Annotated in this window: 15 protein-coding genes; 7 read left to right on the top strand and 8 right to left on the bottom strand. The window is 61.5% G+C overall.

The window, feature by feature from the left end:
* Positions 1-57: 57 nt before the first annotated feature.
* Positions 58-900, top strand: coding sequence for a xanthine dehydrogenase accessory protein XdhC (xdhC, locus tag HX805_RS20370; protein ID WP_003219091.1), 843 nt, complete (start codon positions 58-60; stop codon positions 898-900).
* 7 nt (positions 901-907) lie between these two features.
* On the top strand, positions 908-2,212 hold the full coding sequence (guaD, locus tag HX805_RS20365) for a guanine deaminase (protein WP_003219093.1): 1,305 nt from the start codon (positions 908-910) through the stop codon (positions 2,210-2,212).
* Positions 2,213-2,350: 138 nt separating this feature from the next.
* Here the strand turns inward: guaD and HX805_RS20360 are convergent, their stop codons facing one another.
* Positions 2,351-3,115 (bottom strand): GntR family transcriptional regulator, encoded by a 765-nt coding sequence (locus tag HX805_RS20360; protein WP_177080449.1) that lies wholly within the window; start codon positions 3,113-3,115, stop codon positions 2,351-2,353.
* Between the two features lie 329 nt (positions 3,116-3,444).
* Here HX805_RS20360 and HX805_RS20355 point away from each other — a divergent pair, with 329 nt between their 5' ends.
* Positions 3,445-4,635 carry a benzoate/H(+) symporter BenE family transporter gene (locus tag HX805_RS20355; RefSeq protein ID WP_008437554.1) on the top strand — a complete coding sequence of 397 codons (1,191 nt, stop codon included), beginning with the start codon at positions 3,445-3,447 and terminating at the stop codon, positions 4,633-4,635.
* 54 nt (positions 4,636-4,689) lie between these two features.
* Here the strand turns inward: HX805_RS20355 and HX805_RS20350 are convergent, their stop codons facing one another.
* A complete protein-coding gene (locus HX805_RS20350; RefSeq protein WP_003219101.1) occupies positions 4,690-5,034 on the bottom strand; it encodes a YggL family protein in 345 nt (114 codons plus the stop codon).
* Between the two features lie 236 nt (positions 5,035-5,270).
* On the opposite strand from HX805_RS20350, the gene dacB reads away from it, so the two are divergent.
* Positions 5,271-6,731 (top strand): D-alanyl-D-alanine carboxypeptidase/D-alanyl-D-alanine-endopeptidase, encoded by a 1,461-nt coding sequence (dacB, locus tag HX805_RS20345; RefSeq protein ID WP_003219103.1) that lies wholly within the window; start codon positions 5,271-5,273, stop codon positions 6,729-6,731.
* Positions 6,732-6,867: 136 nt separating this feature from the next.
* Here dacB and HX805_RS20340 read toward each other — a convergent pair whose 3' ends face one another.
* Together HX805_RS20340 and rlmKL are read right to left on the bottom strand one after the other, a co-directional pair.
* Positions 6,868-9,267 (bottom strand): diguanylate cyclase, encoded by a 2,400-nt coding sequence (locus HX805_RS20340; RefSeq protein WP_177080448.1) that lies wholly within the window; start codon positions 9,265-9,267, stop codon positions 6,868-6,870.
* 141 nt (positions 9,268-9,408) lie between these two features.
* The gene (gene rlmKL / locus HX805_RS20335; protein ID WP_003219107.1) at positions 9,409-11,673 is read right to left on the bottom strand and encodes a bifunctional 23S rRNA (guanine(2069)-N(7))-methyltransferase RlmK/23S rRNA (guanine(2445)-N(2))-methyltransferase RlmL; all 2,265 of its coding nucleotides are present in this window, start codon (positions 11,671-11,673) and stop codon (positions 9,409-9,411) included.
* 531 nt (positions 11,674-12,204) lie between these two features.
* Between rlmKL and rmf the strand changes: the two genes are divergently transcribed.
* The gene (rmf, locus tag HX805_RS20330; protein WP_002553055.1) at positions 12,205-12,420 is read left to right on the top strand and encodes a ribosome modulation factor; all 216 of its coding nucleotides are present in this window, start codon (positions 12,205-12,207) and stop codon (positions 12,418-12,420) included.
* A 120-nt stretch (positions 12,421-12,540) separates the two neighbouring features.
* Here the strand turns inward: rmf and HX805_RS20325 are convergent, their stop codons facing one another.
* The 4 genes from HX805_RS20325 to sctC form a co-directional block, all read right to left on the bottom strand.
* Positions 12,541-13,566, bottom strand: a complete 1,026-nt coding sequence (locus HX805_RS20325; protein ID WP_177080447.1) for a quinone-dependent dihydroorotate dehydrogenase — start codon at positions 13,564-13,566, stop codon at positions 12,541-12,543.
* Between the two features lie 86 nt (positions 13,567-13,652).
* On the bottom strand, positions 13,653-14,120 hold the full coding sequence (locus HX805_RS20320) for a transglycosylase SLT domain-containing protein (protein WP_003219119.1): 468 nt from the start codon (positions 14,118-14,120) through the stop codon (positions 13,653-13,655).
* Positions 14,117-14,494 (bottom strand): winged helix-turn-helix domain-containing protein, encoded by a 378-nt coding sequence (locus HX805_RS20315; RefSeq protein ID WP_023659087.1) that lies wholly within the window; start codon positions 14,492-14,494, stop codon positions 14,117-14,119. Before HX805_RS20315 ends, HX805_RS20320 begins: the two co-directional genes overlap by 4 nt.
* Positions 14,495-14,663: 169 nt before the next feature.
* The gene (gene sctC, locus HX805_RS20310; RefSeq protein ID WP_003219121.1) at positions 14,664-16,127 is read right to left on the bottom strand and encodes a type III secretion system outer membrane ring subunit SctC; all 1,464 of its coding nucleotides are present in this window, start codon (positions 16,125-16,127) and stop codon (positions 14,664-14,666) included.
* A gap of 236 nt (positions 16,128-16,363) precedes the next feature.
* Between sctC and HX805_RS20305 the strand changes: the two genes are divergently transcribed.
* Positions 16,364-17,563: a CmpA/NrtA family ABC transporter substrate-binding protein gene (locus tag HX805_RS20305; protein WP_177080446.1), complete on the top strand. Its 1,200-nt coding sequence runs from the start codon at positions 16,364-16,366 to the stop codon at positions 17,561-17,563.
* Positions 17,564-17,575: 12 nt separating this feature from the next.
* A complete protein-coding gene (locus HX805_RS20300; RefSeq protein WP_003219125.1) occupies positions 17,576-18,151 on the top strand; it encodes an ANTAR domain-containing response regulator in 576 nt (191 codons plus the stop codon).
* The last annotated feature ends 98 nt before the right edge of the window (positions 18,152-18,249 follow it).

The raw sequence follows: 18,249 nt of genomic DNA, 5'->3' as shown, positions 1-18,249 counted from the left end.
GGGAGCTGGCTTGCCTGCGATAGCGGTCGAACTGACAACAGAGATGTTGAGGTAAACATGAACAACTGGATCAGCGCCCTCGCCGACCTGCAGAACCAGGGCGAACCCTGCGTGCTGGTGACCATCATCGAAGAGCTCGGCTCCACGCCGCGCAATGCCGGCTCGAAGATGGTCATCAGTGCCGCCCAGACGTTCGACACCATCGGTGGCGGGCACCTGGAATACAAGGCGATGCAGATCGCCCGGGACATGCTTGTGCGCGGCCAGCAAAACACCCACCTGGAGCGCTTCAGCCTCGGCGCCAGCCTGGGCCAGTGCTGCGGCGGCGTGACGGTGCTGTTGTTCGAACCCATGGGCCAGGTGCAGGCGCAGATCGCGGTGTTCGGCGCCGGCCACGTGGGCCGCGCGCTGGTGCCGTTGCTGGCCAGCCTGCCGTGCCGGGTGCGCTGGATCGATTCCCGGGAACAGGAATTCCCGGAACACATCCCCCAAGGCGTGCGTAAAATCGTCAGCGAAGAGCCGGTGGATGAAATCGACCACTTGCCTGTGGGCAGTTACTGCATCGTCATGACCCACAACCACGCGCTGGACCTGGAGCTGACCGCCGCCCTGCTCAAGCGCAATGACTTCACCTACTTCGGCCTGATCGGCTCGAAGACCAAACGCGTCAAGTTTGAACACCGCCTGCGGGATCGCGGTTTCGACACCGCGCAACTGCAACGCATGCATTGCCCGATGGGGCTGACCGAGGTCAAAGGCAAACTGCCTGTGGAAATCGCCATCTCCATCGCCGGCGAAATCATCGCCACCTATAACGCCAACTTCGGCCAGCACACTGCGAGCGCCGAACCCATTGCCAAACTGCTGCCGGTATCCCGCCGCAGCCAAGCGACTAACTGAGACGACCATGCCTTTGACACGCAAAGCCTACCGTGCCGCCATTTTGCACAGCATCGCCGACCCTGCCGAAGTGGGGATCGAAGCCTCCTATGAATATTTCGAGGACGGCCTGCTGGTGATCGACAACGGCCAGATCAGCGCCCTGGGCCATGCCAGCGACTTGCTCGCCAGCCTGCCCGCCGACATCGAAGTCACCCATTACCAGGACGCGCTGATCACCCCCGGCCTGATCGACACCCACATCCACCTGCCGCAGACCGGCATGGTCGGTGCCTATGGCGAGCAGTTGCTGGACTGGCTCAACACCTACACCTTCCCGTGTGAAAGCCAGTTCGCCGACAAGGCCCACGCCGAAGAAGTCGCGGATATTTTCATCAAGGAACTGCTGCGCAACGGCACCACCACCGCGCTGGTATTTGGCAGCGTGCACCCGCAGTCAGTGAACTCGTTTTTTGAAGCGGCCGAGAAGCTCGACCTGCGGATGATCGCCGGCAAGGTAATGATGGACCGCAACGCGCCGGACTATTTGACCGACACCGCCGAATCCGGCTACGCGGAGAGCAAGGCGCTGATCGAGCGCTGGCACGGCAAGGGCCGTTTGCACTACGCGGTGACGCCACGTTTCGCACCGACCAGTACACCTGAACAACTGACCCTCGCCGGGCAGCTGCTGGGGGAATACCCGGACCTCTACATGCAGACTCACATCAGTGAAAACCTGCAGGAAGTGGAATGGGTGAAAGAACTGTTCCCGGAGCGCAAGGGCTACCTGGACGTGTACGACCATTACAAACTGCTGGGTGAACGCTCGGTGTTCGCCCACGGTGTGCACCTGTGCGACGACGAATGCGCACGGTTGGCAGAAGCCGGTTCGGCAGTCGCGTTCTGCCCGACGTCGAACTTCTTCCTGGGCAGCGGTTTGTTCAACCTGCCGATGGCCGAGAAGCACAAGCTGAATGTCGGCCTGGGTACGGACGTCGGCGGTGGCACCAGCTTCTCGCTGCTGCAAACCCTGAACGAAGCGTACAAGGTGATGCAACTGCAAGGGGCGCGCTTGAGTCCGTTCAAGTCGTTGTACCTGGCGACCCTGGGTGGTGCTCGGGCGCTGCGTCTGGAAGACAAGATCGGCACGCTGCAACCCGGCACTGACGCGGACTTCCTGGTACTGGATTACAACGCCACCCCGCTGCTCAGCTATCGCCTGAAGCAGGCCAATAACATCGCCGAGACGTTGTTCGTGTTGATGACGCTGGGGGATGACCGGGCGGTGTTGCAGACGTATGCGGCGGGGCAATTGGTGCACCAACGCTGATTTAACAGGTACAACAAAACAAATGTGGGAGCGGGCTTGCTCGCGAAGGCGGTGTGTCAGTCGCTGGATGTGCTGACTGATCCACCGCCTTCGCGAGCAAGCCCGCTCCCACATTTAGTTAGTGGCGAGCCTGGAAAATTACAGTTTTACAGACGAGCGCCCCGGCTTCTTGGTCTGCAACAGATGCGAGAACACTGCATGCAGATCGTCAGAAGCGCTTTCCTCATCGAGGTTGAGCTTGCTGTCGATGTGATCCATGTGATGCATCATCAGGTTCACCGCCAAATCCGCATCCCGCGCTTCGATCGCGTCGATCAACTGCGTGTGCTCATCGTAGGAACAGTGCGAGCGGTTGCCGCTTTCGTACTGGGCGATGATCAACGAGGTCTGGGACACCAGACTGCGCTGGAAACTGATCAGCGGCGCATTCTTCGCCGCCTCGGCCAGCTTCAGGTGGAACTCGCCGGAAAGCCGGATGCCCGCGCCGCGATCGCCCCGGGAGAAGCTGTCGCGCTCGTCGTTGACCATCTGCCGCAGCTCGGCCAGTTGCTCGGCCGTGGCATGCTGCACCGCCAATTCAGTGATCGCACGCTCCACCAGGCGCCGGGCGAGGAATACCTGGCGGGCTTCCTCGACGCTCGGGCTGGCCACTACCGCACCACGATTGGGCCGCAGCAGTACCACGCCTTCATGGGCCAGGCGCGACAGCGCGCGGCGAATGATGGTGCGGCTGACGCCGAAGATTTCGCCCAGCGCTTCTTCACTCAATTTGGTACCGGGCGCCAGGCGTTGTTCGAGGATCGCCTCGAAGATATGCGCGTAGACGATATCGTCCTGGGTTCCACTGCGACTGGCCTTACCGGCTCGCGGCTGTTTCTTGAGGGGCTGCAACTGTTCGTTCATGGGCACTCGGGTCGGGAGAACGGCGGCGAATTGACGTTGACTGTAATACGGCACAGAGGGTCGCTGGCAAGTATCGCGTAAAATCAGCGCACATTGTACACAACCCAGTGCGCCAACACACTGTACGGCTGTTTGCGGCGCCGGCTGTATTGCAATGAATCGTTACGTTTGAGTTTAGGCTTGATTCCGCACTTTCTCCTTTGTAGGAGCGAGCTTGCTCGCGAAAAACGTATAAGCACCGCATTCAGTCAGGATGCCAGCGTCATCGTTAACGACCTTCGCGAGCAAGCTCGCTCCTACAGACAGCCCGGTAAAAGGAACACCGCCCCATGTCCGACGTCCCCCAAGCGCGATTACGCCCACTGGCCGACACTTCGCCTTCGGCCATCGTCGCCGGTTTCATTGCCATGATGACCGGCTACACCAGCTCCCTGGTGCTGATGTTCCAGGCTGGCCAGGCTGCGGGCCTGACCACCGCGCAAATTTCCTCGTGGATCTGGGCGATTTCCATCGGCATGGCGGTGTGCAGCATTGGTCTGTCCCTGCGCTATCGCACGCCGATCACCATTGCCTGGTCCACACCGGGCGCGGCGCTGTTGATCACCAGCCTGGGCGGCGTCAGCTACGGCGAGGCCATCGGCGCCTACATCACCTGCGCGGTGCTGGTGACCATCTGTGGGCTGACCGGCAGCTTCGAAAAACTCGTCAAGCGCATCCCCGCGTCCCTGGCGGCCGCCTTGCTGGCGGGGATTCTGTTCAAGATCGGCAGCGAGATTTTCGTCGCCGCGCAGCACCGTACCGGTCTGGTGCTGGGGATGTTCTTCACTTACCTGGTCATCAAGCGCCTGTCGCCGCGTTATGCCGTGCTCGCGGCACTGCTGATCGGCACGGCGCTGTCCGGGCTGATGGGGCTGCTGGATTTCAGTGGCTTTCACCTGGAAGTGGCAACGCCGGTGTGGACCACGCCGCACTTCTCCCTGGCCGCGACCATCAGCATCGGCATCCCGCTGTTCGTGGTGGCCATGACCTCGCAGAACATGCCGGGTGTCGCGGTGCTGCGGGCCGACGGCTATAACGTACCGGCGTCGCCATTGATTACTACCACCGGCCTGGCCTCGCTGGTGCTGGCGCCGTTTGGCTCCCATGGCATCAACCTGGCAGCCATCAGCGCGGCGATCTGCACCGGCCCTCATGCCCATGAGGATCGCAACAAGCGCTACACCGCCGCGGTCTGGTGCGGGATTTTCTACGGGATCGCCGGGGTGTTTGGCGCGACATTGGCCGCGTTATTCGCCGCCCTGCCCAAGGAACTGGTGCTGTCGATTGCGGCACTGGCGTTGTTTGGCTCGATCATCAATGGCCTGAGCATCGCCATGAATGAACCCAGGGAACGGGAAGCTGCGTTGATCACCTTCATGGTCACAGCGTCGGGGTTGACGTTGTTTTCCATCGGTTCGGCGTTCTGGGGAATTGTCGCGGGGGTGTTGACGCTGGTGATTCTGAACTGGCGCAAGGCCTGATTCTTTAGACCCAGTAACGAAAAAGCGACCCGGGCGGGTCGCTTTTTCATGACATCAGACTGCCGGGTTGATCGGCTTTTCTGGGTGCCAAGCGTCCAGCAGGGCGCTGACTTCAACGCGGGTCAGCTCTGGACGAGCCTTCAGCCACGCTTCAACAGCGGCACGCTGTTCTTCGTTGACCGAACCACGGGTGGCTTTGCAAACCAGACCGAAGTCATCACCGCCGACGTAGTCCAGGCCGTTGCCGTCCATCGCTTCAGTCAGGAATGCTTCGAGGAAAGCGTCAACCGCTTCATCGTCCAAACCTTCTTTGAAGTCCAGGTTCAGTTCGAAACCCAGCTCTTGAAATTCATCAACGCACAGTTTTTTGCGCAGACGCCGGGAACGGTTAGTCGCCATTGGAACAATCCTCTTAAGTAATAACGGGCGGCACTTTAGCAGTTTAAGCAGGCCTTTGCCCGATTCTCTGGGACAGGCGGCAGAGTGCCAGTAAAAAAAACCGCCAATTGCAGCTATCGTTCAGCCACAAGTGCGACAGCCTTGGGGCATAATGCCGACACTTTCATGACCATTGAGGGATTTTTCGTACATACCCCTCACCTTTTTACCCCCTCAGCAGTAGGGTTTTAATTCTTATGATCAAATCTTTGCGTCCACTGTTACTCGCCAGTTTTCTTCTGCCCCTGGCCTTTTCCGTTACCGCCGCCCCGATCAACACTTCCCTGCCGCCCAAGGTCCAGGAAGCCCTCCAGAAAGCCAAGCTGCAAAACAATGCCCTGTCCCTGGTGATGATTCCCCTCAATGGCCCGGGCACACCTACCGTGTTCAACGCTGACGTGTCGGTCAACCCGGCCTCGACCATGAAGCTGGTCACCACCTACGCGGCCCTGGAAATGCTCGGTCCCAACCATCAGTGGAAAACCGAGTTCTACACCGACGGCACCCTGAGCGGCGGGATCCTGAACGGCAACCTGTACCTCAAGGGCGGCGGCGACCCCAAGCTGAACATGGAAAAACTCTGGCTGCTGATGCGCGACCTGCGGGCCAATGGCGTGCAGCAAGTGACCGGCGACCTGGTGCTGGACCGTGGCTTCTTCATCCCGCCGCAACTGCCGGAGTTCAATGACGACGGCAACGACGAGAACAAGCCGTTCCTGGTCAAGCCCGATGCCTTGATGGTCAACCTCAAGGCGCTGCGCTTCGTCACCCGCAATGATTCGGGCAAGGTGCTGGTCTCGGTCGAGCCACCGATTGCGAGCATCCGCATCGACAACCAGGTCAAGGTCTCCAACGCCAAGCAATGCACCGGCGATGTGCGCTACAGCCCGATGACCGCCGCCGACGGCAGCGTCACCGTGACCGTCAGCGGCCAGTTGGCGGACGGCTGCAGTTCGCAGACGTATCTGTCGTTGCTGGACCACGCCACCTACACCGCCGGCGCCGTTCGGGCGATCTGGAAGGAACTGGGCGGCAGCATCCAGGGCCGCGACATCCAGGCGCCGGTACCGAAGAACGCCAAAGTGCTGGCTCGTGCGTTCTCGCCGGACCTGGCGGAGATCATCCGCGACATCAACAAATACAGTAACAACACCATGGCCCAGCAGTTGTTCCTGAGCCTGGGTGCGCAGTACCGCACCGATGCCGACGGCGACGACGCCAAGGCCGCCCAGCGCGTGGTGCGCCAGTGGCTGGCGAAAAAAGGCATCACCGCGCCGCACCTTGTGATGGAGAACGGCTCCGGCCTGTCCCGTGCTGAACGGGTCAGCGCCCGCGAGATGGCGACCATGCTGCAAGCGGCGTGGAGAAGCCCGTACGCGGCGGAGTACATCAGTTCGCTGCCGATTGCCGGCACCGACGGCACCATGCGTAAACGCCTGAAGACCACGGCCATGCGCGGCGAAGCCCACGTCAAGACCGGCACCCTGAACACCGTGCGGGCGATTGCCGGGTTCAGCCGCGACAACAATGGCAATACCTGGGCTGTGGTGGCGATTCTCAACGATCCGAAACCGTGGGGCGCGTCCTCGGTACTGGACCAGGTGCTGCTGGACCTGTATCGCCAGCCGAAACTGGCGGCGGCGGCCCCGGTCCTCTAACAGCAGCAAATATCAAATGTGGGAGCTGGCTTGCCTGCGATGCAGACGCCTCGGTCTATCAGGAATACCGAGGTGATGCTATCGCAGGCAAGCCAGCTCCCACATTGATCTCTAATAGCTTGAATGGCCGTGCACTTCAGGCAAGCACCCGCTCTGCCTCAACTCTGTCCCTGCCCGCCTGCTTGGCGGCATAGACACCCGAATCCGCCCGCAGCAACAAGCTGTCGACGCCCTCCTCGACCCGCCAACTGGCGACCCCGAAGCTCGCCGTCACCGTGCCGACACCTTCCATCGGCTCACCGCGCAACGCCTGCCACAACTCCAGGGCAACATTGAACGCCTGGCTGCCGTCGGTATTGGCGCACAGCACCACAAACTCCTCGCCGCCCAGCCGGCAAAACACATCCGTGCGTCGTAACCGCTGGCTGATGCGCCGGCATAACTCCTTGAGCACTTCATCACCCACCGCGTGACCATGCTGGTCGTTGATGCGCTTGAAGTGATCGATGTCGAACATGATCACCGACAACGCCCCCGAGGCACGCTTGACCCGGATCATCTCGGCCTTCAGCCGGTCCTGGAAGTAGCGTCGGTTATGAATGCCGGTCAGGGAATCGGTAATCGACAGCGCCCGCAGCTCTTCCTCGACCCGCTTGAGATCGGAAATATCCGACACATAGCCATGCCATAACGTACCACCACCGGCCAGCTCTTCCGGCGTCGCCTCACCGCGAACCCAGCGCAGCCCCCGATGGGGCAACTGCACCCGGTATTCTTCACGCCAATGGCTCAGTTGCAGGGTGGACAGGCGAATGGACTCCCGTACCCGCTCGACATCCAGCGGATGAATCCGCTCGAAGACCTTTCGCGCGTCCTGCTGCAACACCCCAGGCTCGATTTCGTAGATGTCGCGGATGCCATCGCTGGCATAAATGAAACGCGAGACATTGTTCGGTTCCAGGATGAACTGGAAAATACCGCCGGGCACATGGGCGCTGAGTTTCTTCAGCAGGCGGTCCCGCGCGGCCAGTGCCTCATAGGCGCGCTTCTGCTCGGTGATATCCAGGCAGATCGCCAGGTGCCCGACCCACAGGCCATGCTCGTCCAGCAGAACAGTGGCGAGCATGTTTACCGTCAGTTGGCTGCCGTCCTTGCGTACCAGCGTCCACTCGCGGGCCTCATGCACTGCATCGGCGCTGTCCACCAGCATCGCCTGGGCTGGCGCGATGCGCTTGCCGAGGATTGCGCTCAATTGCGCGGCACGGGCTTCCAGCTCGGGGGCCAGGTGCAGGCTTTCGAGGGTCAGGTGGCCCAGTACCTCTTGTGCTTCAAAGCCCAGCATCTGCTCGGCGCCGGCGTTGAAGGTGGTGATCACACCGCGCAAGTCCGTCGCGATGATCGCCACCTGGGTGGCCGCATTGAGCACGCTGCGCAGTTGGCCGTGGGTGCCTCGCAGCTCCTGTTCCCGCTGACGCAATTGGGCGGTGCGCTGCTCCACCAGCTTCAATGCGCGCTGGCGCTGGCTGACCACCACGTAGAGCAACGCACTGAGCAGCACACTCAGCAGGCTGCCCATGACCAGGATACTGACCAGCGACGAGTGATTGCCCTGCTGGAACACCTGGCTGGGGCGCAGGCTCAAGGCGTAGACGTGGTCGCCGAGCGTCAGCCGGCGTGCTGCCACCAGGTCACTGTCTGCCACGGGGTTGCTGGATTCGTACAACACCCGTTGCTCTGCATCGGAGGTGTCGACAATCTGCATCACCAGGTTGTCCCGTGCGGCCTTGGGCAAGCCATCGGCCACCAGCTGGCGCATGCTGATCACCGCCATGACGTAGCCGTAAGGTTCACTGTTGGGCACTTGTGTCGTCGGTGCCCGGCTGACCGGTGCCACCAGCAATACACCCATGGCATAGGCCGGCTCCACACCCACCAGTTGCATGGGCTGGGACACCGCCATCTTCCCTGACTGTTGCGCACGCTCCACCGTCGAGCGCCGCAGTGGCTGGGCCAACAGGTCAAAACCCAGCGGCGAGCCAAGAATGCTCTGGGTCTGGCTGTACAGCACCGGCACATACTCATCGCGATCAGTCGCCGGGGTCAGTTCGCCCGCCGCATTCAATTCACGAATGGAGAAATTCGCACCGCGCTCCGCCGTGATTGCCTGCTCGAACGCACCGCGCTGGTCACGCAAAACCCGGGGAGCCCAGGCATAGGCGCGGGTACGCAACAGCAAGGGCTGCGCGAACCCTTCGAACTCTTTGCGCGAGACTGTATTTGAATTGACGAAGAACCGCCGCAGGCTGCCCAGGCGTTGTTCCTGGTCCTCGAAACGCTCCTGGAGGCGGCTGTAGCGCTCGTTGACCAGCAGTTGAAAGCGCTGGCGCATCTGCTGCTGGTAAAGCTCGGACGCGGCCCAGGCGACGACAATCGTCAGCGCGATACCGGCCAGCAACACCACCACCGCCACCAGCCACGCCGACACCTGCTCACTGATAAAGCCTAGGATTTTCGGGCGGACGGCATGCAGCGGCATAGACAAGACTCGGAACGCCAGCGTGCGGGTGCGTCACTTTGGCCAGGTCCTAAGTTATAGCCACAGGACTTGCGTTTGACCAGCGCAAAAAAAAGCCGCAGGGCCGGAATGATCCGGGCCTGCGGCTTCAGAACGCAGTGATCAGCGCGCGGTGATTTTCCACGCCCGATGGATCTTGGCGTTACGCGCAAAATCCGGGTCGATGGTCTTGTCGCTGATCTCTTCGACGGCATACCGCTCGACGAGGTTGTCTTCCAGCTGGAACTTGCGGAAGTTGTTCGAGAAGTACAACACGCCGCCCGGCGCCAGGCGTGCCATGGCCAGGTCCAGCAACTGCACGTGGTCGCGTTGCACGTCGAAGATGCCTTCCATGCGCTTGGAGTTGGAGAAGGTCGGCGGGTCGATGAAGATCATGTCGAACTCATCGCGGCTGGCTTCCAGCCAGGCCATCACGTCGCCCTGCTCCAGGCGGTTCTTGTCGGAGAAACCGTTGAGGGAGAAGTTGCGGCGCGCCCAGTCCAGGTAGGTCTTCGACAGGTCGACGCTGGTGGTGCTGCGCGCACCACCCTTGGCGGCGTGCACACTGGCGGTGGCGGTGTAGCAATACAGGTTGAGGAAGCGCTTGCCGGCCGCCTCTTTCTGGATGCGCATGCGCATTGGACGGTGGTCGAGGAACAGGCCGGTGTCCAGGTAATCGGTCAGGTTGACCAGCAACTTGACGCCGCCTTCGCTGACCTCGGTGAACTTGCCCTGGGCGCTCTGGCGCTCGTACTGCTTGGTGCCGCTCTGGCGTTCGCGACGCTTGACCACCACACGGTTCTTGTCGATGCCCAGCGCCTGGGGAATGGCCGCCAGGGCATCGAACATGCGTGCCGAAGCTTTTTCCGGGTCAATCGACTTCGGCGCCACGTATTCCTGGACGTGGACCCAGTCGTGGTACAGGTCGATGGCCATGGAGTATTCCGGCATGTCGGCATCGTACACACGGTAGCAATCGACGCCTTCGCGCTTGGCCCACTTGCCCAGCAGTTTCAGGTTCTTTTGCAGGCGGTTGGCAAACATCTGCCCGCCTTCGCTCAAGCGCGCCTGCTCGACCACTGGGGCCGGGGCGGGTTTGATCGGGTTCCCGTTCTTGTTGTACTGGCGCTCTTGCGGCTCGGTCGGCGCCTGGTCGTAGGCCGCTTGCTCGCGCTCGGCCTGGCGTTGTTCCGGGGTGCGACGCTCGCCGGTGACGAACTGGTCCGGGGTGACCTTGATCAGCAGCAATTTGCACGGCAAGGCGCCGTTCCAGAACGAATACTGTTTGTGGCTGCGGATGCCCATGCGCTTGCCCAGGTCCGGAGCACCGGTGAACACCGCCGCTTCCCAGCCCAGGCACGCCTGGCGCAGACGCTCGCCGAGGTTCTGATAGAGGTACAACAGGCTGGCTTCATCACCCAGACGCTCGCCATACGGCGGGTTGCAGATCACCAGGCCTTTCTGGTTCTGGTCCGGACGCGGCTCGAAGGTACCGACTTCGCCCTGGTAGATCTTGATCCAGTGGCTAAGGCCTGCGCGTTCGATGTTGTTACGGGCGGGTTGGATCAGGCGAGGATCCGCCTCGTAACCACGAATCCACAGCGGTGGCTTGGCCATGCCGATGGCGGCACGCTCGCTGGCCTCTGTGTGAAGTTTTTTCCACAGCGCCGGAACGTGGCCAAGCCAGGCGGTGAAACCCCACAGCTCACGGTTCAGGTTGGGCGCCATGTCGGCGGCGATCATCGCGCCTTCCACCAGGAAGGTACCGACGCCGCACATCGGGTCCGTCAGCGCGCCGCCTTCGGCAGCGATGCGCGGCCAGCCGGAGCGAATCAGGATCGCCGCCGCCAGGTTCTCTTTCAACGGTGCCGCGCCCTGCTGCAGGCGGTAACCGCGCTGGTGCAGGCTGTGGCCGGACAAATCAAGGGAAAGGATCGCTTCGCCACGGTCAAGGCGCAGGTGGATGCGCAGGTCCGGGTTGATCTTGTCGATGGATGGACGTTCGCCAGTCGGGGTGCGCAGCTTGTCGACAATCGCATCCTTGACCTTCAGCGCGCCGAAGTGGGTGTTGTCGATGCCCGAGCCATGGCCGCTGAATTCAACGGCCAGGGTGCCGTCGGCGAGCATGTGGTCTTCCCACTCGATGTCCAGCACCCCGTGGTACAGGTCTTCGGCGTCCTTCATCGGGAAGCGCTTGAGCACCAGCAACACGCGGTTGGCCAGGCGCGACCAGAGGCACAGGCGGTAGGCGGTCTCCATGTCGGCCATGCCGCGCACGGCCGAGGTGTGCTCGCGGGCTTCCTCAAGGCCAAGCCCGACGGCTTCCTCGATCAGCAGGCCTTCGAGGCCCTTGGGGCAGGTGAGGAAGAGTTCAAAACGGTCCGACATGGGGCATTCCAGGCTTTTCAGCAATAAGTGAACGGGCGACGCATCGCGCGTTCGGTTTTCAATCAAGCGCTTTTCTTGAAGAGCGCTCGTGTGGCACGAATGTGCCGTTCCACCCCGGCTACCGGCCTTTCGGGCCTTTATCGACGGGGCAGTTCAAGTATTTGGAGCAACAAGAAGAAACATTCCGACCCTTCGTCGAATAATAACCGACTGCAACAGGCGGACATTCTCACTAAAGGATTAAACCCATCCTCTTTGAAGGGCACATCATAGCTGGGTTTGCCCAATAAAAGGGGCGAAAAGCCATCCCAGCTTATGGCTATAGCATCGTTATCGTTACGTGCTTATGACAAAACGATCATTGAATCCATGTGACCTATTGGTTAGAACTCAACACAGGTTGGCGCCGTAACGACGCCGACACATAGCTCGCCACGCCGGCAGCGAGCGCACCAACGGCAGAAAAACTCTGCCCGGCCTCGGACGAGGCCGAAGGATATCAAGACAGTCAACAAGTGAGGGAAACACCCTATGAGAAGACTTAAGCGTGATCCGTTGGAAAGAGCATTTTTACGCGGATATCAATATGGCGTTCATGGCAAATCCCGTGAGCTTTGCCCATTTACTCTACCGTCGGTACGCCAAGCCTGGATCAACGGCTGGCGAGAAGGACGCGGCGACAACTGGGACGGTATGACTGGCACTGCGGGAATCCACAGACTCAACGAACTTCACGCCGTCGGCTAATCAAGGGCATTTAATTCCGACACCAGCACGAATACGCAACCACTTAACCACGCACGCCCCATCCGGGCGGCGGGCTTCGGCCCAGGGGCTCCTTCAAGGAGCCCTTTTTATTGCCTGTTGTCAGCCGCGCGGCAATGCCGCAATCGCATCCACCGCCTGGCGAATCAACGCCGGGCCCTTGTAGATAAAGCCGGAATACAACTGCACCAGGCTCGCGCCGGCGGCGATTTTCTCGGCCGCGTGCTTGCCCTCGGTGATGCCACCCACGGCAATGATCGGCAAGCGCCCTGCCAACTCGGCCGCCAGCACCTTGACGATGTGGGTGCTCTGGTCGCGTACCGGCGCACCGGACAAGCCGCCCGCTTCGTCACCATACGCCAGGCCTTCGACACCGACGCGGCTCAGGGTGGTGTTGGTGGCGATCACCGCATCCATGCCCGAATCCACCAGGGCCTGGGCCACCAGTACGGTCTCTTCGTCGTTCATGTCCGGGGCAATCTTGATTGCCAGGGGCACACGCTTGCCGTGGCGCACAGCCAAATCTTCCTGGCGCTGACGCAAGGCTTCGAGCAGTTGCTTGAGGGAGTCGCCAAACTGCAGGCTGCGCAGGCCCGGGGTGTTAGGCGAGCTGACGTTGACCGTGACGTAGCTGGCGTGGGCGTAGACCTTGTCCAGGCAAATCAGATAGTCATCCACCGCACGCTCCACCGGCGTGTCGAAGTTTTTGCCGATATTGATCCCGAGGATACCGATGTACTTCGCCGCCTGAACCCGTGACAGCAGGTTATCCACACCCAGGTTGTTGAAGCCCATGCGATTGATGATCGCCTCGGCTTCCGGCAGGCGGAAGATCCGCGGCTTCGGGTTGCCCGGCTGCGGCCGTGGGGTCACGGTGCCGATTTCGACAAAGCCAAAACCCAGCTGCGCAAAACCGTCGATGGCCGCGCCGTTTTTGTCCAAACCCGCAGCCAGGCCTACCGGGTTGGGGAAATCGAGCCCCATCACCGACACCGGCATTTTCGCCGGGGCCTTGCACACCAGGCCATTGAGCCCCAGGCGGCCACCGGCACCGATCAAGTCCAGGGACAGATCGTGGGAAGTTTCCGGAGAGAGTTTGAACAACAGCTGGCGGGCCAGGGTATACATGGGCGGGCTTGACTCGGATGGCGGCGAAAGGTGGCGGCGATTATAGCCGGGGTGACGGGCTGCATGCGAGGCGTGCCGTCCAATCGTCAGTTACGGTGCGTCATCAGTTCCTCATAGCGGGCCCAGATTTTTTGCGCATAGCGAAGACGCAGGGCCTCACGCTGAGGCCCGGGCCCGCCGCCCACATTGTAGGAACCGATCGCTGTCCAGTTGTAGCCGAACTGTTTGACGAAGTCGGCAAGGATCGACGCCCCCACCTCCACCGACAGGCAAGGCTCATCCAGCAAGCGCTGCTCGGTAATGCCCTCCTTGAGCAGGCGCGGCAGGTGAATGCTGTTGATCTGCATCAGCCCGATATCACGGGTGCCGTTGTTGTTGGCGTAATTCATGGCCTTGGCGCGGTAGCCCGACTCCACTGCGGCGATGGCCTGCAACAATTCCGGCTCCATGCCGTATCGGCTGGCAGCCTCGGCCCAGCAATACGCCCGGGCTTCATTGCCGAAGCCGAGCGTGAGCATCAGCAGCAGCGCCCCCTTGCACCGGGCGCTGCTCATGCCTGCCCCCGACCGCAGGTGGAACAGACAGCGCCCACCGTCAGGCTGGTCATCCTGACCGCACAGGTCACCCGGTACCCTTTGCCGTATACCGTCTTGATCAGACCCTTGCCGCCCTTCAAATATTTGCGCAGCGAACAGATGCAACGGGTCAGGGACTCTTCCGTGGCCTCGTTATGGGGCCATGCCTGTTCCAGCAAGTGGTCCTTGGTCACCAGCACTCCGGCCGAGGACAGCAACAGGCGCAACACCTGCCACTCCTTGGGCGGGAGTTGAATATCCGAGTCTTCACTGGTCAATCTACCGTCACCGTGCAACGTCCAGCGCTCAAAGACCATGGGGGTAGCCAGTACCCCATCGTTCACCACGGCCATTCGTACCTCCGCACCCAACTCACCTTCCAACACTGGTTTCCTGAAGGTCGCGACTATAAAAAGCCCACTCGCTGTATAGGAGAGGAAAAAACCCCATAGGCACTGATTTTTTCAGACTGGGCACGTAGGACCTTTCGGCGATGCCCGCCCAGGGGCGCCACCAACGTTCTTATCCTTCGGTCACCCGGTTAAATGCCCGCTTCACCTGCTCATGCTGGGAGCGCGTCAACGGCGGCGCCTGCCCCGGCTCGGCAGCGGTATGCAGCACATTTGCGACCGCCGTCGCCTGAATCACAAACAATCGCACACTGTTGGCCATGGGCCCGTTGTAGCGTCCGAGCAAGGCTGTGCCGGTATCGCGCTGAAAATTCCCCACCAGCAATCGCCTGCCCGGAGCCACACGCACCACCGTGTTGATCCCCATCCGCTCCACCCCCGCCGAGGGTTTGTCGCGACTGGCAGCCTTGCCCATCTGGCGGCCATCCTCGACGGTGAGCAGCATCTCGATTTCATTCGCCTCGGCGAAGCGCGGCAGAACACTGACCTGCGTACCAAAGACCACCGGTTGCCATTCGTCGTGGTCTTCACCCGGCCGGGGCAGATAGAACGTCTGGTTGTCGTTGAAAACCGCGGGCACATTCTCCTGGGTGAGAATCACCGGCAACGTCGTGACCCTCGCTCGCCTGCGCAACTCCAAGGCGGTGATCCGCTGCATGAATGCTTCGTCCTCGATGGGTGCCATGACCCGGGTAGCTGAAGGCTTGTCCGCCCCCTTGTGCATGGTCGCGCCGATCTTCTTGAGCTCACCGCGGTCCACATCCACCAGCCACATCGAAACCTCCACCGCGCGCTTTGGTACGTCCAGTTCTGCCACCAGACCTTCGATAAAGCTCACCTGCGCGGGCTTGCCCTTGATCAGCAGGCTGTTGGTGTCCGGGTACGCCAGCACCGAGATATTCTTGTCGGCCAGTAATCCGGGTTGCCGCGGGGACGCACTCTCCTGCTCGACGGCCAGCAGTTTTTCGATCATGGATGCCATGCCCGGCACCGTGACGGTTCTGTCGCCCATGTTGTACTCGCGGTCTGCAACGTGGGTGTTGAGCACCTGCACCACCCCGATCCGCTGCGGCCCCAGGCGCAGTTCCGCACGCTGGCGGTCCATCAGTTGGGCCAGGCGCAGCACATGGTCGACATAGTTCGGCGGCCCGGACACGTAGAACACCCGCGCCCCACTCGCACGCAGCGGGTAGCGCGCCTCTTCGAGCCCCGAACGGCGCATGAACCCGCGCAGGAGGTCGACCGAGATATGCCGCAGGGTCACTACCGAGCTTTTCGCCTCGTCGGCGTCATAGAGGTAAAGCACCTGGCCATCGGTGTACCAGATCAGGCCTTGCTGCTGGGCGACCGACTCCAGCAGCGGTTGGGGCGAGTCGAAATCGAACGCCCCGCTGATGCGCTTGCGAGCTGCCGCCTGACTGACAACGATCGGCTGCCCCAGCGGCAGGGACAACGCGGTAAAAAAAGTGTGCAGGCTTTCATCACGGGCCTGGTAGGAGCCCCCGAACGCGCCGGGGCTGCCCAGCAGCAGCAGGCCGAAAAGCAGCGTCGAGAAACGGTGAAGGTGGCTGAACATGCCTGCATGGCCCGGGCTGAAAGAGCGGCCATACTGCGAGGCAGGCCGATTTCAATCCTGATGGAAAGCTGACGCCCAACCCATCCTGTGCGCATCGTGGCATGTGCCTTGCTTTGCCTTGTCTATCGCAGCTCGCGCCAACGGCGGAACGGGCTCAAGGACACAGACGTCGTTACCCCGGGCTCTTCTTCTGAGTACCCGACGGAACGGCGTTTTTTTATGAAAGGTACGTATTGATGAGTGATCCCCTGGCTTGGGTCAACGGCAGCGATGCCCCGGAAAAGAGCAGCCTCAACCTGGGTTTCATGGCCCTGAGCGATTGCGCCTCGGTGGTGGTCGCCGCCACCCAGGGCTTCGCCCAGCCCTATGGCCTGACCTTGAATCTCAGGCGCCAGTCATCATGGGCCAGCCTGCGGGACAACCTGGTCAGCGGCGAACTGGACGCCGCCCACAGCCTGTACGGCCTGATCTACGCCGTGCACCTGGGCATCGGCGGCGTGGCACCCACCGATATGGCGGTGCTGATGGGCCTGAACCAGAACGGCCAGAGCATCAACCTGTCCCGTGGCCTGCAACAGCTGGGGGTGACCAGTCCTGAGGCACTGGACCGCCACGTGCACCAAAGCCGAACAAAACTCACCTTCGCCCAGACCTTTCCCACAGGTACCCACGCCATGTGGTTGTATTACTGGCTGGCCAGCCAGGGCATCCATCCCCTGCAGGATGTGGACAGTGTGGTGGTGCCGCCGCCGCAGATGGTTGCGCACCTGCAAGCCGGGCGCATCGACGGCTTTTGTGTGGGCGAGCCCTGGTGCGCCAGTGCGGTGAAGCAGAACCAGGGTTTTACCCTGGCCACCACCCAGGCACTGTGGCCGGACCATCCGGAAAAAGTCCTCGGCTGCACCCAGGCATTTGTCGAGCAATACCCCAATACCGCCCGGGTACTGGTGATGGCGATCCTGCAGGCCAGCCGTTTTATCGAACAGAGCACGGAAAACCGCCGCTCCACTGCACAGTTGCTGAGCGCCCCGCAGTACCTCGACGCCCCGCTCGATTGCATCGAACCGCGCCTGCTCGGCGACTACGATGACGGCCTCGGCAACCACTGGCAGGATCCCCACGCGCTGCGTTTTTATGGCGACGGCGAGGTGAACCTGCCCTACCTGTCTGATGGCATGTGGTTCATGACCCAGTTCCGCCGCTGGGGCCTGCTGCGGGAGGACCCGGACTACCTCGGCGTTGCCCGGCGTGTGCAACAACTGGACATCTATCGCCAGGCGGCCAGCGCCGTGGGCGTGCCTGCCGATGGCGAGGCCATGCGCAGCAGCCAGTTGATCGACGGAAAAATCTGGGACGGTTCGGACCCGGCCGGGTATGCCCGCAGCTTTCGCCTGCATGCCATGGCAGATGTTGCCAGCCGCCAGGCCTTGCGCTGACAGGAGGAACCCATGCTACGAATCCTGTTGATCAATGACACACCGCGCAAGGTCGGGCGGCTCAAGGCTGCGTTGACCGAGGCCGGGTTTGAGGTGATCGATGAGTCGGGGTTGACGATCGACTTGCCGGCGCGGGTCGAAGCGGTGCGCCCGGACGTGATTTTGATCGATACCGAGTCGCCGGGACGCGATGTGATGGAGCAGGTGGTGCTGGTGAGTCGCGACCAGCCACGGCCGATTGTGATGTTTACCGATGAGCATGATCCGGGGGTGATGCGTCAGGCGATAAAGTCCGGGGTGAGTGCCTACATTGTCGAGGGGATTCAGGCGCAGCGGTTGCAGCCGATTCTGGATGTGGCGATGGCGCGGTTCGAGAGTGACCAGGCGCTGCGCGCGCAGTTGCAGGCGCGGGATCAGCAGTTGGCCGAACGCAAGCGGATCGAAACGGCCAAGGGGTTGTTGATGAAAATGAAGGGGTGTAATGAGGAAGAGGCCTACACGCTGATGCGGCGTCAGGCGATGAGTCGGCAGCAGAAGCTGATTCAGGTGGCGGAGCAGATTATTGCGATGAGTGAGTTGTTGGGGTGAGAGGGGGGTCGGGGTGTATATCCGTTAGTTAGGTAACGGCCGCTATTGGTTCCGCCCTTACGGCGGCTCACTTTTGAACAGCGCAAAAGTAAGCAAAA

Source organism: Pseudomonas sp. G5001, from assembly GCF_013385475.1.
In the GTDB taxonomy this organism is placed as follows: Bacteria; Pseudomonadota; Gammaproteobacteria; order Pseudomonadales; family Pseudomonadaceae; genus Aquipseudomonas.
This window is presented reverse-complemented; position numbering and strand designations above follow the sequence as displayed.